Annotated in this window: 20 protein-coding genes; 11 read left to right on the top strand and 9 right to left on the bottom strand. The window is 59.8% G+C overall.

The genetic code is table 11. From position 1 onward, the window contains the following. Window positions 1-15 precede the first annotated feature (15 nt). From ABJ076_RS12925 to ABJ076_RS12910, 4 genes are all read left to right on the top strand, one after another. Complete coding sequence (locus tag ABJ076_RS12925) at window positions 16-720, top strand: SDR family NAD(P)-dependent oxidoreductase (protein WP_348189228.1); 705 nt, start codon at window positions 16-18, stop codon at window positions 718-720. Then, entirely contained in the window at window positions 713-1,657 is a 945-nt protein-coding gene (locus ABJ076_RS12920; RefSeq protein ID WP_348189230.1) for a glycerophosphodiester phosphodiesterase, read from the top strand. The genes ABJ076_RS12925 and ABJ076_RS12920 overlap by 8 nt, the downstream gene beginning before the upstream one ends. 133 nt (window positions 1,658-1,790) lie before the next feature. Continuing rightward, window positions 1,791-4,277, top strand: a complete 2,487-nt coding sequence (locus ABJ076_RS12915; RefSeq protein WP_348189232.1) for a mechanosensitive ion channel domain-containing protein — start codon at window positions 1,791-1,793, stop codon at window positions 4,275-4,277. Window positions 4,278-4,292: 15 nt separating this feature from the next. Next, window positions 4,293-5,471: an NAD(P)/FAD-dependent oxidoreductase gene (locus ABJ076_RS12910; RefSeq protein WP_348189234.1), complete on the top strand. Its 1,179-nt coding sequence runs from the start codon at window positions 4,293-4,295 to the stop codon at window positions 5,469-5,471. On the opposite strand, the gene ABJ076_RS12905 is transcribed toward ABJ076_RS12910, so the two are convergent. The 7 genes from ABJ076_RS12905 to ABJ076_RS12875 form a co-directional block, all read right to left on the bottom strand. Beyond that, window positions 5,468-6,715, bottom strand: a complete 1,248-nt coding sequence (locus ABJ076_RS12905) for an MFS transporter (RefSeq protein ID WP_348189236.1) — start codon at window positions 6,713-6,715, stop codon at window positions 5,468-5,470. The genes ABJ076_RS12910 and ABJ076_RS12905 overlap by 4 nt on opposite strands. 82 nt (window positions 6,716-6,797) lie before the next feature. Further along, complete coding sequence (locus ABJ076_RS12900; protein WP_348189238.1) at window positions 6,798-7,112, bottom strand: hypothetical protein; 315 nt, start codon at window positions 7,110-7,112, stop codon at window positions 6,798-6,800. Between the two features lie 144 nt (window positions 7,113-7,256). Continuing rightward, window positions 7,257-7,742, bottom strand: a complete 486-nt coding sequence (locus ABJ076_RS12895) for a PAS domain-containing protein (protein ID WP_348199332.1) — start codon at window positions 7,740-7,742, stop codon at window positions 7,257-7,259. Window positions 7,743-7,972: 230 nt separating this feature from the next. Next, window positions 7,973-9,475 carry an amidase gene (locus tag ABJ076_RS12890; RefSeq protein ID WP_348202608.1) on the bottom strand — a complete coding sequence of 501 codons (1,503 nt, stop codon included), beginning with the start codon at window positions 9,473-9,475 and terminating at the stop codon, window positions 7,973-7,975. Between the two features lie 21 nt (window positions 9,476-9,496). Beyond that, window positions 9,497-10,912 (bottom strand): ribosome biogenesis GTPase Der, encoded by a 1,416-nt coding sequence (gene der, locus ABJ076_RS12885; RefSeq protein ID WP_348189243.1) that lies wholly within the window; start codon window positions 10,910-10,912, stop codon window positions 9,497-9,499. Window positions 10,913-11,024: 112 nt separating this feature from the next. Beyond that, a complete protein-coding gene (locus tag ABJ076_RS12880; protein WP_348189245.1) occupies window positions 11,025-12,359 on the bottom strand; it encodes a PQQ-binding-like beta-propeller repeat protein in 1,335 nt (444 codons plus the stop codon). 14 nt (window positions 12,360-12,373) lie between these two features. Continuing rightward, window positions 12,374-13,018: a tetratricopeptide repeat protein gene (locus tag ABJ076_RS12875; RefSeq protein ID WP_348189247.1), complete on the bottom strand. Its 645-nt coding sequence runs from the start codon at window positions 13,016-13,018 to the stop codon at window positions 12,374-12,376. A 260-nt stretch (window positions 13,019-13,278) separates the two neighbouring features. Between ABJ076_RS12875 and ABJ076_RS12870 the strand changes: the two genes are divergently transcribed. The 5 genes from ABJ076_RS12870 to ABJ076_RS12850 all read left to right on the top strand — a co-directional run bounded on the left by ABJ076_RS12870 (window position 13,279) and on the right by ABJ076_RS12850 (window position 16,549). Further along, entirely contained in the window at window positions 13,279-13,617 is a 339-nt protein-coding gene (locus tag ABJ076_RS12870; protein WP_348189249.1) for a DUF2794 domain-containing protein, read from the top strand. 4 nt (window positions 13,618-13,621) lie between these two features. Then, on the top strand, window positions 13,622-15,007 hold the full coding sequence (locus ABJ076_RS12865) for a CoA transferase (RefSeq protein WP_348189251.1): 1,386 nt from the start codon (window positions 13,622-13,624) through the stop codon (window positions 15,005-15,007). Window positions 15,008-15,105: 98 nt separating this feature from the next. Beyond that, window positions 15,106-15,387, top strand: a complete 282-nt coding sequence (locus ABJ076_RS12860; protein ID WP_348189253.1) for a hypothetical protein — start codon at window positions 15,106-15,108, stop codon at window positions 15,385-15,387. Between the two features lie 228 nt (window positions 15,388-15,615). Further along, window positions 15,616-15,978 carry a hypothetical protein gene (locus ABJ076_RS12855; protein ID WP_348189255.1) on the top strand — a complete coding sequence of 121 codons (363 nt, stop codon included), beginning with the start codon at window positions 15,616-15,618 and terminating at the stop codon, window positions 15,976-15,978. Between the two features lie 40 nt (window positions 15,979-16,018). Next, on the top strand, window positions 16,019-16,549 hold the full coding sequence (locus tag ABJ076_RS12850) for a hypothetical protein (RefSeq protein WP_348189257.1): 531 nt from the start codon (window positions 16,019-16,021) through the stop codon (window positions 16,547-16,549). A gap of 95 nt (window positions 16,550-16,644) precedes the next feature. On the opposite strand, the gene ABJ076_RS12845 is transcribed toward ABJ076_RS12850, so the two are convergent. Continuing rightward, window positions 16,645-18,231, bottom strand: coding sequence for a tetratricopeptide repeat protein (locus ABJ076_RS12845; protein WP_348189259.1), 1,587 nt, complete (start codon window positions 18,229-18,231; stop codon window positions 16,645-16,647). A 255-nt stretch (window positions 18,232-18,486) separates the two neighbouring features. Between ABJ076_RS12845 and ABJ076_RS12840 the strand changes: the two genes are divergently transcribed. Further along, window positions 18,487-19,263 carry an SDR family oxidoreductase gene (locus tag ABJ076_RS12840; RefSeq protein WP_348189261.1) on the top strand — a complete coding sequence of 259 codons (777 nt, stop codon included), beginning with the start codon at window positions 18,487-18,489 and terminating at the stop codon, window positions 19,261-19,263. A gap of 3 nt (window positions 19,264-19,266) precedes the next feature. Further along, on the top strand, window positions 19,267-20,169 hold the full coding sequence (locus ABJ076_RS12835; RefSeq protein ID WP_348189263.1) for a DMT family transporter: 903 nt from the start codon (window positions 19,267-19,269) through the stop codon (window positions 20,167-20,169). 13 nt (window positions 20,170-20,182) lie between these two features. Here the strand turns inward: ABJ076_RS12835 and ABJ076_RS12830 are convergent, their stop codons facing one another. Further along, complete coding sequence (locus ABJ076_RS12830; protein ID WP_348189265.1) at window positions 20,183-21,502, bottom strand: amidase; 1,320 nt, start codon at window positions 21,500-21,502, stop codon at window positions 20,183-20,185. Window positions 21,503-21,547 lie beyond the last annotated feature (45 nt).

The raw sequence follows: 21,547 nt of genomic DNA, 5'->3' as shown, positions 1-21,547 counted from the left end.
TCTGCTGAGAGTTCCATGACCGGCATTCTTGACGGCCGCATTGCGGTGATCACCGGCGCGTCCCGCGGCATTGGCGCCGCCGTTGCCAGGGCCTTTGCCCGTGAAGGCGCGCATGTCGTGCTTGTTGCCCGCACCGTTGGGGCACTGGAAGAACTTGACGACGAGATCCAGGCCGCCGGTGGCAGCGCCAGTCTCGTGCCTATGGATCTTACGGATTACCCGGCCATCGACCGGCTCGGCTCAGCTCTTCACGAACGCTACGGCAAGATTGACATTCTTGTCGCGAATGGCGGCATGCTCGGCAATCTGACACCCGTCCATCATTACGATCCCAAGCTTTGGGAAAAGGTCATCGCGACCAACCTGACCGCCAATCAGCGTTTGGTGCGCAGTCTCGACCCTCTGCTTCGCCAATCGGACGCGGGTCGCGCCATTTTCGTGACCGCCGACGCCGCTCACGGCGAAAAACCTTTCTGGGGTGCCTACGCGGTCAGCAAGGCTGCTCTAGAGGCTATGGTCCGCAGCTATGCGGTGGAAAACACCAAAAGCAATATCAAGGCAAACCTGCTGAACCCCGGCGCAACGCGCACGACATTGCGGGCGACAGCCTATCCCGGAGAAGATCAGGAATCGGTCAAGCCGCCGGAAGATCTGGTGCCCCTGTTCCTTGAGTTAGCCTCGCCGGAATGCCGTCGCAACGGCGATCTGGTCAATGCTTAGCAAGCTCGTCAGCCCTTTCTCCCTCGCAATCGTTCTGATCGCCGGGTTTTCCAGCATGGCTGTGGCTGTCGAAGTCCAGGGCCACCGCGGCGCCAGAGGCCTACTGCCGGAGAACACGCTTCCCGCCTTTGAGAAAGCCCTCGATCTCGGTGTCGATGTGCTGGAACTAGACACGGTGGTAACAGCGGACGGTATTGCCGTCATTCATCACGACCGCGCTCTATCGAAAGACAACACGCGCCTCAACGGTGCTTGGATCAACCGCGAGATCCCGCTGAACACGCTCACTACGACCGAACTGGAAGCATACGATGTCGGCCGGATACGTCCCGGCAGCCGCTATGCAAAGCGTTTCCCCGATCAGATACCAGTTGACGGCACCCGGATTCCGAAACTGGCGGACCTTTTCGCCATGGTCGCCGCGCGGGGAGATAAAACAGTCCGCTTCAATATCGAAACCAAACGTTCCCCGCTTGAACCCGGAGCTACGCCCGAGCCTGAAACCTTTGCCCGGCTGTTGATTGAAACAGCCCGGAATGCCGGTGTCCTGGACAGGATCACATTGCAGAGTTTTGACTGGTCGACTTTGCTCGCGGCCAAGCGGATCGACCCAGCTATTCCGACCGTCTGCCTAAGCGCCGAAGCCCGATGGCTCGACTCGGCAGAAAAGGGCAAGGAGGGCGCGTCTCCCTGGCTCGGAGGACTTGATGTCGACGATTACGGCGGCTCCATCCAGAAAGCAGCCAAAGCGGCGGGGTGTGCTGTGTGGTCGCCCTATCATCGCAACGTCACCAGAATTGCCATAGAAAAAGCCCATGCAGAAGGGCTCCAGGTCATTGTCTGGACCGTCAATAAGGCAGATGACATGAGACGGCTGGTCGATTTGGGTGTCGACGGCATCATCACCGATTATCCGGACCGAGCAAACGGGTTCTGATCCGGCGGCCCGGCATTGCCCGTTCGCGCCGCCTAGATATACTAATCGGGGTATCGATCATGAGCCTGGATGTCCGGACGCTCAGATATCATAAACTGCTGAAATAATCTGCGGGACCGGGCCACAGAATATCATGCCACATCATTTCAAGACCCTTCTTGTGCTTCTGATTTTCGTGCTTGGCTTTAGCGCCCTCACCCCGACGCTGGCTAATGGCCAGGAGACCGCCGAAAGTATTTCGCTGGAAGAGTCTGACAAAGTCAGACCGCAGAGGGTTCAATCTCTGCTCGACACGCTGAAGGACGAGACCAAGCGCGACGCTCTGATCACCGATCTGGAGACGCTGCTGGCCGCAACCGAGAAAGAAAAACCCGACGAAGGCTCTTCCGTCGCTTCCGCGATGTCGGATGTGGTCACGGGGATCAGCGGATTTCTTCAGGAAGCCGTGCGCCGGCTCTCCGATACCGCGATTGCCCTAACTGACGTAAAAAGCCTGGTTCCTGCTATTTCCGCACTTGCAGCCGACCCGGAAGAACTTTTTAGCATCGGACGATGGTTGGCGATAATTGCAGGCATCGTTGGGCTTGGACTTATTGCCGTCCGCCTGACCACCCGATTGATACGGCGCCCCATCGACAGAGTAGAAGAATGGGTTATGCGTGGGACACTGCTGCGCAACCTCGCCGCCCTTGTGCCGCTGCTCGTGCTCCGCAGTACCCGCAGCGTAGTCTTCTTCGCCGTCACTCAGGGGGTATTGACCACGGTGAGCAGCACCAACGTGCAACTGGCCGGCCGGGCGTTCGTTTTCGCCGTCGCCTCCCATATCGCGTGTCGCGCCGTGATCCACACCCTTCTGAAACCCGCCGGACTGATCAGCCGTTCGCTGAATATCTCGGAAGCGACCGGCGCCTATCTCGGGGTCTGGGCCAATCGGGTGATTGCCACTGGCATCTACGGTATCCTTGGGCTGCAGAGCGCTTACATCCTCGGCATGCCGGTCGCGACCTTCATTTTCCTCGAGAAAATTGTCTATGGTGCGCTCTGGGTACTTCTCACGGCTTTCATTCTGCAAAACCGAGGAAGTTTCGCCCGAGTTATCGCAGGCAGCGACGCTAATGCGACGAGCCGGACATTCTGGTCCATTCTCTCCGCGGTCTGGCACCTGATCGCAATTGCCTATGTAACCGCTGGCCTGGTGATCCTGATGTCGATGGGGGATGCAGGCTTCAAGCGCCTCGGCGAGATCGCGGCCTACATGGTCGTTATCTCGATCGCCTGGCGGCTCGCCTGGCTTGCTGTCGAGACCGCCGGCCGCTGGGCTTTCTCCATCTCGCATGAAATGACCGACCGTTATCCCTCTCTGGAACGCCGTGCGAACCGCTACCTGCCGCATCTCCTGGCCGGCGCCCGCGTCCTCATTTCCATTGTGGCTCTGGGTGCCCTGCTTGAGATCTGGGGCATTCAGCTTTCAGCCTTTTTCGCCTCCGAGAACGGCCAGGTCCTGATCCGTGCCATTGCCACCATAATTGTCGTCGGCGGCGGTGCCGTTGCCTTCACCGAAATCGTCAGCCTTTTCATCGAGCGTCGGTTGTTTGTGCTGGAGAGCACTGGTGTTCTGAGCGGGCGCGAACGTACCCTGCTGCCTCTGCTAAGGCGCGCCATGATCATTGTCATCGCCGTGCTCGCCGTGTTCGTCATATTGTCCGAGATCGGCGTCGATATTACCCCGCTGCTTGCCGGTGCCAGTATCATCGGTCTGGCCATCGGCTTCGGCTCGCAGTCTCTCGTCAAGGACGTGATTTCCGGGATCTTCCTGTTGATCGAAGACACGCTGAACGTGGGCGATTATGTCGATGTCGGCGGCAAGTCCGGAACAGTCGAGGCCCTGAGCATCCGCACCCTGCGGCTGCGCGACGTCGCGGGCGATCTGCACACTATTCCGTTCGGCACCGTCGACGTCATCACCAACATGACGAAGGACTACGCCTACGCGCTGGTCGATGTCGGTATCGCTTATCGAGAGGATGCGGACGCGGTGATGAAGCTGCTGCAGGAGATCGGCACAGAGCTTGCCGAAGACGACGCCTTCAAGGATGGGGTCGCCGGTCCGTTCGAGGTGGTCGGCGTGCAGGATCTTGCCGATTCCAGCGTCAATATCCGGACCCGCCTGAAAACCGTCGCAGGCCGACAATGGTCGATCCGGCGCGAATTTCTACGCCGCGTTAAAAGGCGGTTCGACGCAGAGGGAATCGAAATCCCGTTCCCGCACCAGACACTCTATTTCGGCGAGGACAAGGACGGCGGAGCACCACCAGCCTTTGTGACGGTCGCCCAGGCCAAATCCCGCTCAGGTGCAAGAGGAGCAAGTGCAAAAGAGGCAAACGGAGAACCTTTAGAAAGCGCGGAATTTTTCGAGACTGCGGACCCGGAAATGGCCGATGCGGAGACCGCCCGGAATGCGGAGAAAGACTCCCAGGAAGCAGACCGCAAGCGTCTCCTCAAGGAGCGTGAAGAAGCAGCCGAGGACGCCAAGGAGGCGGAACAGGAACTGATTGGCGAAGCCCCTGATAGCGACTCCACAAAGGACGGTGCCTCCCCGACCGGGAAAAAACCGGGTTAACCCCGGTATCGGCCGATGCGCAGAGTTGATTGTCTCATTATCGGCGCCGGTGCCGCCGGAATGATGTGCGCAGCCGAGGCCGGCAAGCGTGGCCGCTCTGTGCTGCTGGTCGATCACGCCTCCGCGCCGGGAGAGAAAATCCGCATCTCTGGCGGGGGCCGCTGCAACTTCACCAATCTCCGCGCCGCTCCGGAAAACTTCCTCTCTAATAATCCGCGCTTCTGCATTTCCGCGTTGCGGCGCTACACCCAGCGCGACTTCATCGCCCTCGTCGAGAAGCACACCATTGCCTATCACGAGAAAACGCTCGGCCAATTGTTCTGTGACAGCTCGGCAAAAGCCATTATCGACATGCTGCTGGCCGAACTCGCCGAGGCGGGCGTCCGGATGGAGCTTTCAGCGCGAGTCGACGGCATTGAACGACAGGGAGAGGGCTTCCGCGCTACGCTCTCCTCCGGTCCGGTAGAAACCGCGTCGGTTGTCATCGCCACCGGCGGCAAATCGATCCCGAAGATGGGCGCCACAGGTTTCGCTTACAGCACAGCCGAACAGTTCGGCATCAATGTGATCGAGACACGCCCCGGTCTGGTGCCCCTCACCTACGACGCTGCCATGCTTGAAAGGCTCAAACCTCTCTCCGGCATTTCCGTCGATGCGGTTGTAGCATCAGGCAAAACGCGGTTCGCCGAAGGGCTTCTTTTCACCCATCGCGGCGTTAGCGGACCGTCAATCCTGCAAATATCTTCCTACTGGCGGGAAAATGGTGAAATCATCGTCGACCTAGCGCCGGGAACGGCAATCGAAGATCGCCTGATCGCTGGTAAATCCAGCAATGGTAAACAGGCCGTCCAGACCGCTTTGGCCGAGCATCTGCCGAAACGGCTGGCTGTGGCAATCACGGAAGAAGTCAGCCTCGCCCGCCCGCTTGGCGATACCAGCGACAAGGCGCTCAGACAGCTCGGCGAGCGGGTGAACCGCTGGCGTGTGAAGCCCTCTGGCTCGGAAGGCTATCGCACAGCCGAAGTCACACTCGGCGGAATCGATACCGCCGCACTCAACCAGAAGACAATGGAAGTGAAAGCGCAGCCCGGCCTGTATTTCATCGGCGAGGCCGTGGATGTTACCGGCTGGCTCGGCGGCTACAATTTTCAGTGGGCCTGGTCGAGCGGCTGGAGCGCCGGGCAGGCCGTTTAAACGCGCGCCTTTGCTGCCGGTCTCTGGATTCCCAACACAAGCCCAAGCAAAAGCAGTGCACACACGCCCGTCAGCACCCAGAGACTGACTGTAAAACCGCCGGTCATGTCATGGATCACCCCGATGGCTACCGGACCCGAGACGCCGCCGATTTCCGCCGCTGAAAAGAACAGCCCGCCGGCGGAGCCCGCATTCTTCGATCCAACGCCGCGCGCCTCAACCAGAAACAGCAGCGCGATGGTCATCATCGAGCCGCGCGCCAGCCCCTGGAAGATCAGCGCCAGGATCAGCCCCGGGCCTTCCCCGAGCTGCAGCAGCAGGGTGCAAAGCCCCGCCAGCACGAACAACCCGCCAAGTATCGCGCCACGCCGCTCCGGTGTCGCCAGACGCGGGATGGTCAGAGAGCCTAGTACACCGACCATCGTTGGCAGCGCCGCCCAGTAGCCTGCATCGACCGCGCTCATACCCGTCGATTTCAGGATCTCCGGCAGCCAGTTATTGGTTCCATGATTGAAGAAGAAGATCCCCACGCTCATAGCGAGGATGACCCGCACCACCGAATTGGCCATCAGCTCTCGGAAGATTTCGAGTTGGGGCCGTTTCGGAGCCGCCTTCTCAGCGGCCTCGCGCGCCCGCGCTTCAGGATGCTGTGCAATCAGCAACCAGAGCAGACCGGCGATTGCGGTGACAGCGGCATAATCCAGCACCACCATACGCCAGTCGCCGTCATGGAAAGGCAGCACAATAGCGTTGGTAAGGCTGAGAGAGAGTATGCCGCCCATGGCCGGGCCGGTGATATAGATGCCCATGGCGAAGCCGCGCTCCTTGCCTTCGAACCATTCGGCAATGATCTTCGGCGCCCCGATAGAAATCAGCGGCCCTCCGAACCCGAATATGCCGACGGCAAGAAATAGAGACAAGTGATCAACCGCCACCGCCCGGCACAGACCGGAAGCGGCCATAATCATAGCGGCAAGCAACAGAGCCCGACGGGCTCCAATCCGGTCCAGCAGAATGCCGCACGGCACCGCCGCGCCAATATAGATGAAGGGCCAGGCCCCGAGCACGGTCCCCATGGCGCCATGGCTGAGCCCCAGATCATGTGTGATCGGGCCAACCATCGGGGCCAGCGCGCTGATCGTCAGGCCGAAGGCGAAATAAATCAGCCAGACGCCAAACAGCATTGCCCAGCGATAGGGGTGCTGCGTCGGATCTGCGGCGGTAACGTCGATGGTTTGATTCACGCGAAGGGCTCAATCGAAAACGGAGAAAGGACGCAACGACAGTATGGCCTCCGTCCGAATCCGCGCAAGTAAGGTGCGCGCCTTACTTGTCCGTATCTGTCTTCATTCCCTTCGCCGCCAGCCGGAGATTGCGGGCCGTCTGCTCCATCTCCCGGCGCTGACGTATTGTCAAATCCTCATAGCGCAGTGCGTACTCGATGCCGTCCGCCCGTTCCTGCAGCCGTTTCAGCCGGACCTCGTCATGCACCACCTCACGTTTACGTTTGGAGTTGAACACGGGTGTCTCGACCTTCCAACGGCGGTAGTAGCGCCTCTTCTGGCTCTCCAGAAGCGTGTCATAGAGAGCGGCGATATCGTCGACCGTAAGCTGGTGACGGGTGATGCGGCGGCGGCTCATACCACGAAGTATGACGGCTAAGCCGCCGCGTGAACAAGACCGGATCGCGGTACTAACGGGCTCGCGATCCAGCGTGGCGCATGACGGCCTGGCGCAACCGCGTGGACGGATGTGGGATACAAATAAAAAAGGAGAAGCTTCCGATCATACATGAAGGACATAGCGCTGGGTCTCACCGAACCCCTCGAAATCAGTGAGATTGAACTTCGCTCTATCGTCACAACGGACAAACTCGAACACTTGGGCCGAGAGCACATGGTGGACGGTGTGCCCATCGTTCGAAAACGGCATCATCAACCGCTGCGTAGAGCGTGTTACGTAGTCTTTCCAATGAATTGTGCTCTCTGTAAACAGAGGTGCCCTCTCTTGCACGAGCCGCTCATAGATGCCGATTATATAGTCCCTGTACCCCCCGCGCTCTGGCAACTCATCGAGGTACGAACCGGTCAGGTCCCACCCGACCGCCTCAACATGAGCTGTGCCATGCAACCGGTAGAGGAACCTCTTTTCCTCTTGAACCTCTACAATCATGAGATTTGGCAGGGTTTTTGGGGGCACTTCCGTCGGGTCAAACTCTCTCCGGGTCGGCATGACCCGATTCGCGCGCAGCGCGCACCAATGATTCAACATCCAATCAAGCTGATCATTTCCGGTCGATTGCTTAGATTGCATCCAGCGAATGGAGTCCCGATTTTCCCCTTGAGCGAGACACTACAACAAATTTGTTAAGCAAGTCTTTGCTAGCCTCCGAATTCTAAGCGACTAGGGCGGACCCGCTCTTCCAGAGATCTGGCACCCACACAAGATGTCATCGCATTATTTCCATTGGCATCATCATCCGGAAATTTATGCGCCTCTGATCAGCGCAGCCCTTTGCGCTTCCATAGCTCATGAATCTGAACACCATTCACGCGCTCTAGCGCTTCGGCCGCATCAAGAGTCAGATCTTCGCGAAAGCGGCGGCCGATGATCTGCACGGAGATAGGCAGACCGTCGTGATAACCAGCCGGTGCGATGGAGGCCGGCAGACCGAGGAAATTGATCAACCAGCTATAGACAGAACTATCGAAAATATCCTTCGTTCCTGCGGAGCTGTCCAAATCCTCGTTCCAGGTGAAGCCCGGGCGCATCATGAAAGGGGTCAGGATCAGCGGATAGTCCTCGAGAAAGACATTCCACTCCCGAAGATAACGGGTCCTGCGGGACATGGCACGCAGTAGGCCTTCGGCATCAGTCGGCGGATAGTTCTCGAAGTAGAAATCAAACGCCTTCTGGATCTCAGCGCTGCCGTATTTCTTGATCACCTCGCCGATGAAGATCTCGCAATCGGCATAAAGCGCGGGCAGTGCTTCGGCCGCAGCCTCCCGGATCATTGGCGGCGCCGCTTCCTCAACCCGATATCCGGCCTTTTCCAGCTGTTCGGCGGTTTTTTCCAGCGCGGCGTCGATCGCAGGGTGCATGGAATAGCCATTGGTTTCGCGGCAGAGAGCGACCTTGATCGGCTGCTCGACCGCCGGCCCTTCAAACGGCAATGGCACCTGCATCGGATCGCGGGCGTCATATCCGGCCATTACCTTCGTTGCGAGCCGCACATCGCGCACCTCGCGGGCAATGATGCCCTGGACAGACATAAGCTGGGCGAGCAGCGACCGTTCTTCCTTACCGGACGGATTATAGGCAGGCACGCGTCCCAGGGTCGGCCGTACGGTCACGGCGCCGGTCTGATAGGCCGGAAAGCGCAGTGAGCCGCCGATATCATTGCCGTGGGCAATGGGACAGAACCCGGCCGCAACGGCGGAGGACGCACCGCCGGAGGAGCCGCCGGGCGAATGATTGTCGTCCCACGGATTGTAGGTGCGGCCATGCAGCTCGTTGACTGTCGTCGCGCGGAAAGAGAATTCCGGCGTATTGGTCCTGCCGACTATAATCGCCCCGGCCTTTTTCAGATTGCGTACGACCGGAGCATCCTCCGGCGCGATCAAATCCTTGAAGGCGACGACACCATTGCTGTTGGCCGTGCCCTTCTGATCCACGTTGATCTTGATGGCTACCGGCACGCCGTGGAGCGGGCCAATCGGGCCATCCGTTTTCAGAATTTCATCATAGGAAGCTGCCTGCTCTTTGGCGGCCTCGGTCTGGTCGAATACAATCGCGTTGAGATGGCCGTTCTCGGCACGAATCCGTTCGACGACAGAGCTTACGGCATCAGACGCGCTGACACGCGCATCACGGATGGCTCCCGATAGCTCCACAGCGCTCCATTGCCACAATGGAACGGGATTCTTGGGGGCGGCAGACATGGCAAGGACCTCGATTGGGAAAGGCAGGACCACCATGATGTCCCCTTCCCCGTCGATTGCCAAGTCCGCTTTGGAATGAGGCGCTTACTCGTCGTTAACGTAAGGGTTCTTGCTGCCGCGCAGATAAAATCGGATCGGCACTGCCGTGAGCTGGAAGCTCTCGCGCAAGCCATTCACCAGATAGCGCGTGTAGGCTTCCGGCAGTTCTGTCGGCTGGCTGACGAAGGCAGCGAAGGTCGGCGGACGGGTCTTGATCTGCGTCATGTAGCGCAGCTTGATCCGGCGCCCCTTGGCCAGCGGCGGAGAATGCTGAGCCGTCATGTCCGCGAGCCAGCGGTTCAGGCGCGACGTCGACACCCGGCGGTTCCAAGTATCATAGGTCTGGACGATGGAATGCAGCAGCTTGTCGAGATTGCGGCCTCGTTCGGCCGAGATGGTGATGTAGGGGATGCCCTTCACCTGCGGCAGCGACGTTTGCAGCCGATCGCGAAGTTGACCAAGGGCTTTCTCGCGGTTCTCGACAATATCCCACTTGTTGGCGGCGATGACGAGGGCACGGCCCTCCTCGACCACCATGCGGGCGATGGTCAGATCCTGCTTTTCCAGCATCGTGCTGGCATCAAGCATCAGCACAACGACATGGGCGAACTGGATAGCCCGGCGGGTGTCTTCACCGGAGAGATACTCAAGCCGCTTGGTAACTTTCGAGCGGCGGCGCAGACCCGCCGTATCGAACAGCTTGAACGGCTGCCCCTCGAATTCCCAGTCACTCTCAATGGCGTCACGGGTGATCCCGGCCTCAGGGCCGGTCAGCATGCGGTCCTCGCCGAGCAAGGCGTTCACGAAGGTAGACTTGCCAACATTCGGACGGCCGACAATTGCCAGCCGAATGGTGTCAGGCGCCTTGGCATCACGCCAGGTCACGGCACCGTCTGGTGATTCTTCAATGATATCGTCAGCGCTCTCTCCGTCATCGTCGAGATCTCTGTAGTCGTCATGCGCGCTTTCCGGCGCGAAAGCGGCAAGCGCATCGTAAAGCTCGCTCAGCCCCTCGCCATGCTCGGCGGAAAGCGGCACGGGGTCGCCAAGACCGAGCCCGAAAGACTCGTAGAGACCTGGCTTGCCGGCCTTACCCTCACACTTGTTGGCGACCAGGATGACCTTCTGCTTCTCGCGGCGGAGCCAGCGGGCAAAGTGATCGTCCAGCGGCGTAACGCCGGCGCGGGCATCGATGACAAACAGAACGGCATCCGCTTCAGCAACGGCAGCCTCGGTCTGCTGCCGCATCCGGCCTTCGAGGCTTTCGTTATCCGCGTCTTCAAGACCGGCCGTATCGAACAGGCGGAAGGTCAGATCACCCACTCGCCCCTCGCCCTCGCGACGGTCGCGGGTAACCCCCGGCTGATCGTCGACAATAGCAAGGCGCTTGCCGATGAGCCGGTTGAAGATGGTCGATTTGCCGACATTAGGACGGCCGATGATGGCGACTGTAAAACTCATGGCTGTTCCGTAGTCCCGAGGCACGCCTCAGATCAAGCATTGTTGCGGCATAGCCGCCATGCGGGGTTGCGGTATAGCCACTGTGCGAGCACGGCCCCCACCGGCCAAAGGCCTAGCGGTAAGCGTCGAGATCACCATTATCGGTCAGGAAGAATACCGTTCCCCCGGCGGCGATCGGCGGCACGAAAACCGGTGATCCGATATCGATCTTGCCGAGGATGTCCCCCGTATAGGGCGAAATCGCATAGACATCCCCAGTCGAAGCCCCCACCAGCAAACGGTCGCTGACCAGCACCGGCCCGGCGTAAGTGATAATGCCTTCCTTGTCTTCGGGATTTTCGAAGACCGGCAATTGCTGAATCCAGCGGATCTGGCCCCGGCGCTTGGTCAAGGCCAACACCTCGCCTAGATCGGACACCACAAAGATATAATCACCAGCAACCCAAGGGGTCTGATCCCCACCGACCCGCGCTTCCCAGACACGGCGACCGGACTTCAGATCCGTCGCCAGCAGGCGTCCAGCCTGGCTGATGGCGATCACAAGGCCATCATCCACCACCGGATTACCGCGAATATCCGAAAGCCTGGAAACGGCGTTGCGGCCCCTGATCGCACTCAGGTTGTCACTCCAGATCAACCGGCCATTCTCCACCCGGAGAACGAAAATCTCGCCAGAGGAATAGGGAATGATAGCCGAACCGCCGCTCACCGCCGGGCTGGCGATGCCAAGCAGAGCAGACTCTTCCGAAATTCCTGTATGGGACCAGACACGGGTCCCGTCCCTGAGATCAAGCGAGAAGGACTGGTTCCCGAGAATGCTTACGAAGATCCTGCCGTCAATCACTGTCGGTGCGGCACGGGCCGGCCCGGGGAGCCGAGAGCGCCAGAACTCCGAGCCGTCCTTCAGATCGAAGGCAATCACTTCGCCATATCCGGTAGCCGCGATCAGTTTTCCGTCACCGGCCGCGATGCCGCCCGGAAAGATCGTCTCGTCTTCATCGTCTGGCCGCGTTTCAACCGACCATATCCGGTCACCATCCACAACGGAGAGCGCGGAGACCTCTCCTTCGCCATCCATCGTGTAGATCAGGCCGTCAACGACGATCGGGCTCGCGATAAGCTGGATTTCATCGTCCGAGCCACTGCCGATACTGGTTGACCAGGCGCGTTTCAGGACATCGCCAGCCGCCAAATGCTGCATTGCGTGTAAAGCGTTGCCGCCCGGCTGCGGCCAGTCCCTGTTCTCGAAGGGCCGCGGCAGAACGATCTTCAGTTCGGCAAGGTCAGGATCAGCGGTCAAGCTCTCCTCAAGCGCAAGGATTGGCAGCCGCTCGCCTTCCAGCGGCGGACCTTCCTCTTCCTCACCGAAAAACAGCGAGTCTGCGCTGCAACCCTGCAGGAGAGCTGCCGCAAAAAATGCCAAGCCTAGGGCCCGCCAGGAACGCATGCCACTCATCCCGCTCACTCGGCGCCGATGGCGCTGATCAGTTCCGTCACTCGGGCCCGCTGCTGCCGCGGCGTCGCCACATCGGCGTTGAGCGCGTTTAGAACCTCAAGAGCCTTAGCCTTGTCACCGACCTTCAGCGCGATCATAGCTTCGGTCTCGCGGGCCAGTGAGCGCCACGGGCCAGTCTTGCTGGCGAGCGCTGAAATGTCCCGGGAGAGATCTGCCGCATCCCCGCTATCGATCCGATGCGAGATGGAAAGCAGAAGGGCCAGGTCACGAAACAGTTCGGGCGCAGCCTGATCATCAACCATTTTGTTGTAGATCAGCACCGCACCTTCAGCATCACCAGCCTCGATAGAGGCCGCTGCCTGACGCAGGGTCGCAAGAGCGGCGTAGCCGGCATTGCTATCTCCGGCGAGCGCGCCAAACCCGGCTGCTGCCGCTGAGGGGTCTTCGGCAAGAGCTCTCGCCGCAGCCTCATAACGGGCGGACTGGTTTGCGCGCTGGTCTGCCTCGTAGGACTGCCAGAAACGGTACCCGGCAACAGCCGCTATAACCAGAACCGCAAGCGCGATGACATAGGGGCCATACCGCTTCCAGAGCTTGGCCGCCTTCTCCTGCTGGAGTTCTTCATCAATCTCGCGAAAAATGTCTGCCACGCGTATCTCCGTTGCGATGCGCCGCCCCCGCTCGCTCGCTTGAGCGAATGGACCGGCAGCCAGGTCCCAGCGCCTTTGTTCCGGACAGCATTCCGCGTATCCGGCTTCCGGCGGAAGAGCGCAACCTACATGGCGCGCCCGCCGAAATCAAACCGCTCTGAAGGTCTCCTTACTTTCCGCTATCGTGGCCTTTACGCCGGGCGATTTTTCGGGAAAACTGTCTTTCATGAAACGGCAACAAATCCAACGGTGATCAGCTCATGGCGGATTTGATTCGGCTCAAGAAAAGCCGGTCGCCGCAGCGCGGTCTCTTCTTCACAAAAAAAGAACTCGGCCAGCTACTCGCATTATACTCGAGCCGCGTTATTTCCGGCGAGTGGCGCGATTATGCAATCGACCATTCGGACGACGGTGCCGCCTTCTCGATTTTCCGCCATAGCCACGAGTTGCCGCTGTTCTCGATCTCCAAGAATCAACGCAAAGGCCAGCGCCAACCGACCTTTGAGCTGGTGTCGGGTTACAAAAAGATCGCATCCTCGCCATCTTTGGTAGACGTTATCTCTCAGTTTGAGAAATTGCCCCGCCTCGTTACCGGTTGAAACCATGCCCCCATTCGATGCTTTTCTCTCCGAGATTCGGAAAGCCGCCCGGCTGTCCGACCGTCCGGCACCAACCGTCACAGGCTCCGGAACCTTGCCATCAGCCTATGCCGTAACGGATCTGGCGGCGGCCTCCATCGCGGCCGCCGGAGAAGCCATTGCCGAATTGATTGCCGCTCGACACGATGCGGCCCCTGCTGTGGATGTGGACCGGCGGCTTGCCTCATTCTGGTACAAAAGCTCGCTTCGGCCGGACGGATGGGAACTCCCGGCGCCTTGGGATTCGGTGGCGGGAGATTATGCGACGAAGGACGGCTGGATCCGGCTTCACACCAATGCGCCGCATCATCGGATCGCCGCCCTGAAGGCCCTTGGCATCCCTGATACGGCCGAGACCGAACGGGCGGATGTCGCCGCCGCCGTGGCCAAATGGAATGCCGCCGAACTCGAAGGCGCTGTTATCGCAGCTGGCGGCTGCGCCGGGGAGCTACGCTCCAGCGCCGCCTGGGCCGCACACCCTCAGGGCAAGGCCGTCGCTGAAGAGCCGCTTCTTTGTCGCGAAACCTTTTCCGGGCCCTCCCCGGCAAACTGGGAAGTGAGCCGCGCCCGACCGCTGGACGGCATCCGGGTGCTCGATCTGACCCGGGTCCTGGCCGGACCAACCGCCACCCGCTTCCTTGCCGGATACGGGGCCGACGTGCTCCGGATCGACCCGCCGGCCGATCTCTGGGTCGAGGCGCTGGCGGAGGAAATGACCCTGGGCAAGCGCTCTGCCATTCTAGACCTGCGCAAGGGTGCAGACAGGCAACGCCTGAAACAGCTGATCGCGGAAGCCGATGTCATGGTGCACGGTTATCGCGGAGATGCGCTCGACGGTCTCGGTCTCGGCGCATCCGAACGCCGCTCGCTCAATCCCGGGCTGGTCGACGTGGCGCTTTGCGCATATGGCTGGACGGGGCCGTGGGCCGGACGGCGCGGCTTCGACAGCATTGTGCAGATGAGCAGCGGCATCGCCGAAACCGGCATGCGTCGTTACGGCAAGGACAAGCCGACGCCGCTTCCGGTCCAGGCACTGGATTACGCAACCGGCTTCATCGTCGCGACAGCGGCCATCAGCGGCCTCGCCGAGCGCGTCCGGAACGGCGACGGCAGCGCCTTCCGCACCTCCCTTGCCCGCACCGCCGTACTGCTCGAAGGCCAGAAGCAAAACACGGACGAGCCGCAATTCTCCCCGGAAACCGAAACAGACCTCGCTCCGGACATCGAAGAGACCCACTGGGGGCCCGCACGCCGTCTGGCGTCGGCGCTGACGGTCTCGCGTGTTCCGGTTTCCTGGGATTTCCCGGCTGGCCCCATCGGCACGTCGGAACCTGTCTGGCAAAACCTCTAAACGTCACCGGAACGTAGTCCCGACAATCCAGTCATCTGCTTGTTTATCTAAAGTGTTCTTGTTATGTTCTCATTCAGTTTCCAGCATGGATGCGATGGATGGGACGCTTTAAAGACAAGGCCCTGCAGCGGGACGAACAGCACAACCGGCCTGCCACTCTCGCCGATCTCGCGCGGGCTGGTATCGGCGTGTTCTGCTGGTGCAACCGCTGCGGCCACAATGCCGAAGCGGCAACGGCCATGCTCATCTCTCAACTCGGCCCGGATTATCCCGTGCCCGAGATCGGCACGCGGATGCGCTGCAGTGCCTGCGCCTCGAAAGATATCGCAACCCGGCCGGCCTGGCCCTCCAGGGACCCGGTCATCGCCCGGCACAGCTAGGTACACCTGGCAAGTCCGGCAGTTTCAGTCCGGCAGAACTTGCCGCATCGGGCGAGGCCACGCGCCAATCCTTGCAAATAGCAATGAAACTCACCCTAATTTAAGGAATTGTCGTCGCGGCAAGAAAAATGGCACGCAGGTTGCTTGCAAAGCTGGCATCCACCGCGGGTCGGAACAGAAGGGCCGGAACCGCCAAGAAAATCGCGAATGACAGAAACGAGGCCGCCCATGTCGCAGTCCACTTCCGAGTCCGTCGACCGGTCATTATCTGATGACCGCCGTCGCGCGCCACGCGCAACCGCACCGATGACGGCTGTGGTCGGATCGACCCCCTATACGATCGACGACTGGAATACGCATGGCATCAAGATCGTTGGTTATTATGGCAACCTGAAACCGGACGACCGGGCGGAACTACGCGTGCTAGTACCGACTGCCGGACCCGGCGCGCTGTTCAACGCCAAGATCTCCGTCCGGCGTTACGATCCTGAAACGGCAGCCTTAACCCTGCTGTTCGATCCCGCCGAGCCTGTTGCAACGACGACCCTGAACCGCTACTTGCATGAAATGGTCGCGCAGGGATGCGCGTGAGCTTTATGCGATGAACAGTTTCAGAGGAGCCGCCAGCTTGATGGCCGACGATCGCACACCCGCCGTATTCGATCTGACACGCGATGCCTCTTCTGACGATAAAAAGGACCGCGACAACGACTCCGCATTTCCCAGCCTGAAACGGCGCCCTGCGGAAGAGCGGGCGAAAGAGATCGTCGACGACCTGAAAGAGGTGATCCTCAACCCCGGCCGGACCGACGGCAAGACCGGGATGCGCGTCGGCGACTGGACCAAGCTCGCCCGCAAGGATATCACCAAGGCCATTCGCGACGCCGAAACCAGCGCCGCCTTCCGCGAGCTGATGTCGGCCAACCGCATCGGCGGACTCTGCGTGCGCATCGGCTTCCTGCTGATGGCTGCCGTCGCGTCTTTCTTCTCCTTCTGGTACGGCATCGTCTTCATCGGCCGAGAATACGGCCCACTCTGGGGCTTCGGCGCCACAATGTCCGCTCTCGGCCTCTCCCTAGCCTTCGTTATCGCCGGTCTGGTCTATGGCAGCGAGAACAAGGAAAAGGCCCGCGACAAGGTGAAGCGTCAATACCAGAAGTAGCTATTCGAAAACCATACGGAGCATATCGGACCAGGCTTTCCCCTTTTCGAAGGGGCCACCCGGTGATGGCCTTGTCTTTTGCAAAGGACTTCTGGCTAAAGAGAAACCATCTCACGCAGTTGACCGGCTGTCCGATCTATGACGTCGGTCCAGTCTCCGAGCCGCTTCTGTTCGAAGACCTCCACACTCGGATACCAAGGCGACGTCTCCTGCCCGCTCGGCCAACGCCATTCGGGGGCTTTCGATTTGAGAAGCAAGGCCGGTCGCCCAAGGGCTCCTGCCACGTGAACAACCGATGTGTCGACTGTAATCAGTAGATCAAGTTCTTCAAGTGCAGCCGCCGTCTGTTCGAAATTCGTGAGATGCGCGCTGAGATCCGTCAAAGTGGTAAAGAGGGGTTTCGGTAAGTCGCTCTGTCTCTCTCCGACCTGCAGACTGAACCAGTCAATCCCTTCAATATCGAACAGAACCTCCAGGCTGGCATTATCAGCGGCCGGCGTTCTCGGACTGTCGGCCAGCCCCCCCAAATTCGGAAGAGAAGCGACGCGCGCCATCATTTTGTTGAAATCAGGAACGGCTTTCGTTGTCCCAATTTGATCCTTCGGCTGATAAAGCGAGCGGAAACGGTCGTTGCGATGCATCGCGCGCCCGGCCCACACTAGGCCGACCTTGAGACCTTTGAACGGAGCAAGGCGTTCCTGCCATTGCCGTTTGGCATTCGCGCCAGCCGCAAGATAGGGGAATTTGGCCGGGATCGTGTCGACGCGCGTCTCGAACAAAAGAGGCAGACTGCCAAGCGGGCAATGAAAGGCAAAATTCGGAAGATCCGCAGCGTTCGTGTATATCTCGTCCACACCCGCCAGCGACTGGAAAAGCTCGGCAAGGCCAGTCCTGCTTTGGTCCACCAGCATAATCACACGACCACCCCGCTCCTTGACCATCGGCACATAGCGAGCAAATTGAATGGTGTCTCCTATGCCCTGTTCGGCGTGGAGCAGAATCGTCTTTCCGTTGAGAGGCCTGCCGTCCCAGCTAGGCCGGGGGAAGTTCCGACGCTCCAGAGCCTGTGTGGGAAGCTGCCAACGCCACTCATATTCCAGCCAGCCACGTTCGAACTCCCCACAAGCAATGTCGAGAAGAGCGCGATTGAAGCGTGCGGATGCAAATTCCGGTCGAAGTCTCAGTGCTTGCCTGAAATGCCAGGCCGCGCTCTTGAGCTCTCCAACTCGCTGAAGCGCATATGCCAGATTGTTATGAATGAGGTGGTTGTCCGGGTTATAGGCAAGCGCGGCCTCAAGGACCGGGATTGATTCCTGGATCAGCCCAAAACCCTGAATGTTTAGGGCGAGATTGTAGTAGGTATTGGCATCGTCCGGATCGAGTTCGAGCGAGTTGGCGATCGCTTCAAAAGCCTCACATTGCCGCCCCAGCTTAATAAGAATCAGCGAATAATTGTTCAGGTAAGCGGCGTTGCGGCTATCTAGCTCAACAGCCTGGGCAACCAACCCTTCAGCAACGTCAAAACGTCCCTCTTCGAAGTGAGTCATGCCAAGCATATGCAGCGCGTCGGCGTGCTGAGGCCTATTCTTGAGCATCGCTTCGTAGATCGGACGGGCTTCGGAACTTCGGCCAGAAAGGTGCAAAGCGCGGGCTTTGTCAAAGTCGCTCGGGATGTCGTTCATCTGTCTTCACTTTTGCTGATTCCGGCAGGCCGCAAGGTTTCCGATCCCGCCAATTACCGGTCATGCATGGCTTGTAGAAAGTCGGGGGAAACTCGGGGAGACGGCGTATCATTTACGGTAGCACTCCATGCCACACTCCCGAAACTCAGGCAAATTCAGAACTGATACTTCGCCGATTTCTCTCTCATCGCACCGCAGCATAACGGCTATAGTCACCCTCCAAACAAAACCAGAAGCTTTTGACAGGGGGGAAACATGAAGCTCGATCTGACGGGCAAGCGCGCGCTGATCACGGCAGGCGCAGGAGGCATCGGCCGCAGGACAGCCGAAATGTTCAGCGAAGCCGGTGCAAAAGTCTTCATCTGCGACATTGACCAGGACCAGCTCGAGGATGCCCGGGACAAGGTGCCAAACCTGAACGGCACGATCACCGACGTCTGTGACCGGCTCGCGCTGAAGGACATGTTTAAGGCCGCGATCGAGGATCTCGGCGGGCTCGACATCCTGGTGAACAATGCCGGTACGGCCGGGCCAACCGATCGGGTTGAGGATATCAGCCTCGAAGACTGGCAGACCTGCATGGACATCAATCTGACCAGTACGTTCCTGATGAGTCAGATGGCCGTTCCTTACCTGCGAGACTCAGGCGGCGGCGCGATCATCAATCTCTCCTCGGCGGCAGGCAAGTTCGGCTTCCCGTTGCGCAGCCCCTACTCCGCTGCAAAGTGGGGCATTGTCGGCTTTACGCGCACACTGGCACTTGAGCTTGGGCCGGATGGAATCCGCTGCAACTGTATCCAGCCCGGTGCCGTCGAAGGTGACAGGATTGATCGGGTAATCAAGGCCAAGGCAGCAGCGAAGAAGGTCTCCGAAAACGCAATGCGGGACGAGCTCGCTTCCATCACCTCACTCAAGGTCTTCGTCACGGCAGACGATATCGCCTCGATGATCCTGTTTCTCTGCTCGTCAGCCGGAGCCCACATCACAGGCCAGGCGCTCAGCGTCGACGGCGGTCTCGAAGGACTGGTCTAACCCGTGGCAAAAGCAGCGCTCTCAAATAATCTCCAGGGAGCGCTGTGGATCCTCGCCTCCTGTCTGGCGGCAACAGTGATGACCGTCGGGGTCAAGATGGCGTCCGGCGGTCTTTCGTCCACGCAGATCGTGTTTCTGCGATGCGTTCTCTCGCTGGTCATAATGGCACCCTTCGTCATCAACTCCGGCAAAAACGTGCTGTTCAGCCGGCACTGGAAAAAGCATCTGGTGCGCGGCGCCTTGGGCGCCGTCTCGATGAATGCGGGCTTCTATGCCCTCGGCAACCTGCCTATCACCACGGCCTCCGTACTGTTCTTCTCGACCCCGCTTTTCATGACCGCGCTGGCCGGACCAATGCTTGGCGAGAAAGTCGGCATACACCGTTGGGGCGCCACTCTGGTCGGGTTCGCCGGCATTATCGTTGTGGTCAACCCGACCCTGGACACGGTCGAATTCGCGATGCTTGCGGCGCTGATCAGTGCCGTACTCTTCGCAGTCATACTCATACAGGGAAAGATCCTCTCGAAGGATGACCCTCCCGGCACGTTGATGATCTATTTCATGGTAATGACCACACTGGCTAGCGCACCGCCCGCCCTGTCCCATTGGGTCTGGCCGGACCAGTCGCTCTGGCTCGTCCTTGTTGTGCTCAGCATCGGGGCCACCGCGCGTGTCTATTTCGACATCAAGGCCTACGCCGTCGGCGAGGCCAGCGCGATCTCGGTCTTCCAGTATCTCCGGCTGATCACCATTGCCGGAGCCGGCTATATCGTGTTCGCGGAGGTTCCAGACGAGCGTACCATCGTCGGCGCGGGTCTCATCGTCGCCAGCACGCTCTATATCGCCCAACGCGAGACGTTCCGGCAAAGACGGGCGCGGCTTGCGGCGGCAAAGGCTGACGATTAATCAGGATACGTTATCAGGCTAGCGTGCGGTCGAGCCAGCGGGCCGTGCGCAACAACTTTCCATCCTCGCCAGGCTTCCCGACAAGTTGAACACCCAGCGGCAAACCATCGACGCTCAGCCGCGGTAAACTCACGCAAGGCACACCAAGGTAGGTCCACAACCCGTTGAACTTGGGTGAGCCTGTGGTGGCGAAACCGCGCGGTGCGGGTCCAGGCGCAGGCAGACAGAGAACCGCATCATACCGATCAAGTAACGCGGCCAAAGCCTCGTTAAGAGGGCCGCGTGCAAGCAGCGCCGATATATAATCTCCTGCACCAACACCCTTGGCGTCAGCCAACCGCTCTTTAAGCAAGGCGCTGACCTTATGAGGGCTTACTTCGGCATGATGCCCGTAATAGGCCAAAAGCTCGCCGGCGCCGACCGCCCCGTGAAAGTCGATAATGCGGTCGAAGGGAGATGGTAAGCTTTCCCGCACACATTGTGCGCCCAGACCAGCGACAACGCCCTCAATAGCTTTGCGAGCACCCGCATCCGCTTCAGCCCAGGCAGGGGTCTCCAAAAAGGCAAAGCGCGGTGCGAGGATATCCTGCTGGATGGCCGAGACAAGTTCCGCGCAGCGGTCGCCATATCTTGAAACATTCGTGGCACTGAAATCCGATAAACTGTCCGTGATCAGCGCCAAATCCTCGACGGAGCGGCCGAACACACCGACTGTATCGAGCGTGTGAGACTGCATCAAAACGCCATCGCGCGGGATACGTCCGACAGTCGGCTTTAGGGCATGGATACCATTGAAGGAGCCGGGCCGGATCACCGAGCCAGCGGTTTGCGTGCCAAGCGCCAGCGGAACATGGAAATCCGCCACCGCCGCGCCAGAACCAGCGGAGGAGCCTCCGGGCGTATGCTCCGGGTTATGTGGATTGCGCGTCTTGCTGGGACAGCCATTGGCAAGCTCGGTGGTGACCGTCTTGCCCATGATCACCGCACCGGCATTGCGCAGCATGGCAACGCATACCGCATCGCGCCCCGTATGCTGTCCACGGAACAGATCCGAGCCATTCTCGGTTGGCATATCGGCGGTCTCGATCACATCCTTGATGCCGACAGGCATACCATGCAGAGGCCCAAGCGCAGCCCCCGCCTTACGGCGGGCATCGGCAGTGCGGGCATTGGCGAGGGCGATTTCAGGGTCAAGGAAGGCCCAGGCCTGCACCGTCTCCTCGCGATCAGCCACACGTTCAAGGCAGGCACGCATAAGCTCTTCAGCGGAGACATCTCCCGCCGCCAGCATCTGTGCAAGCTCGGATGCAGTCCGTTCGTTCAATGCAGTCATCGGGACTTCCCTTTCCGGTTACCCCGACAACTATCGGCTGCGCCC

The sequence above is a fragment of the Nisaea sp. genome, from assembly GCF_039990255.1.
In the GTDB taxonomy this organism is placed as follows: Bacteria; Pseudomonadota; Alphaproteobacteria; order Thalassobaculales; family Thalassobaculaceae; genus Nisaea.
This window is presented reverse-complemented; position numbering and strand designations above follow the sequence as displayed.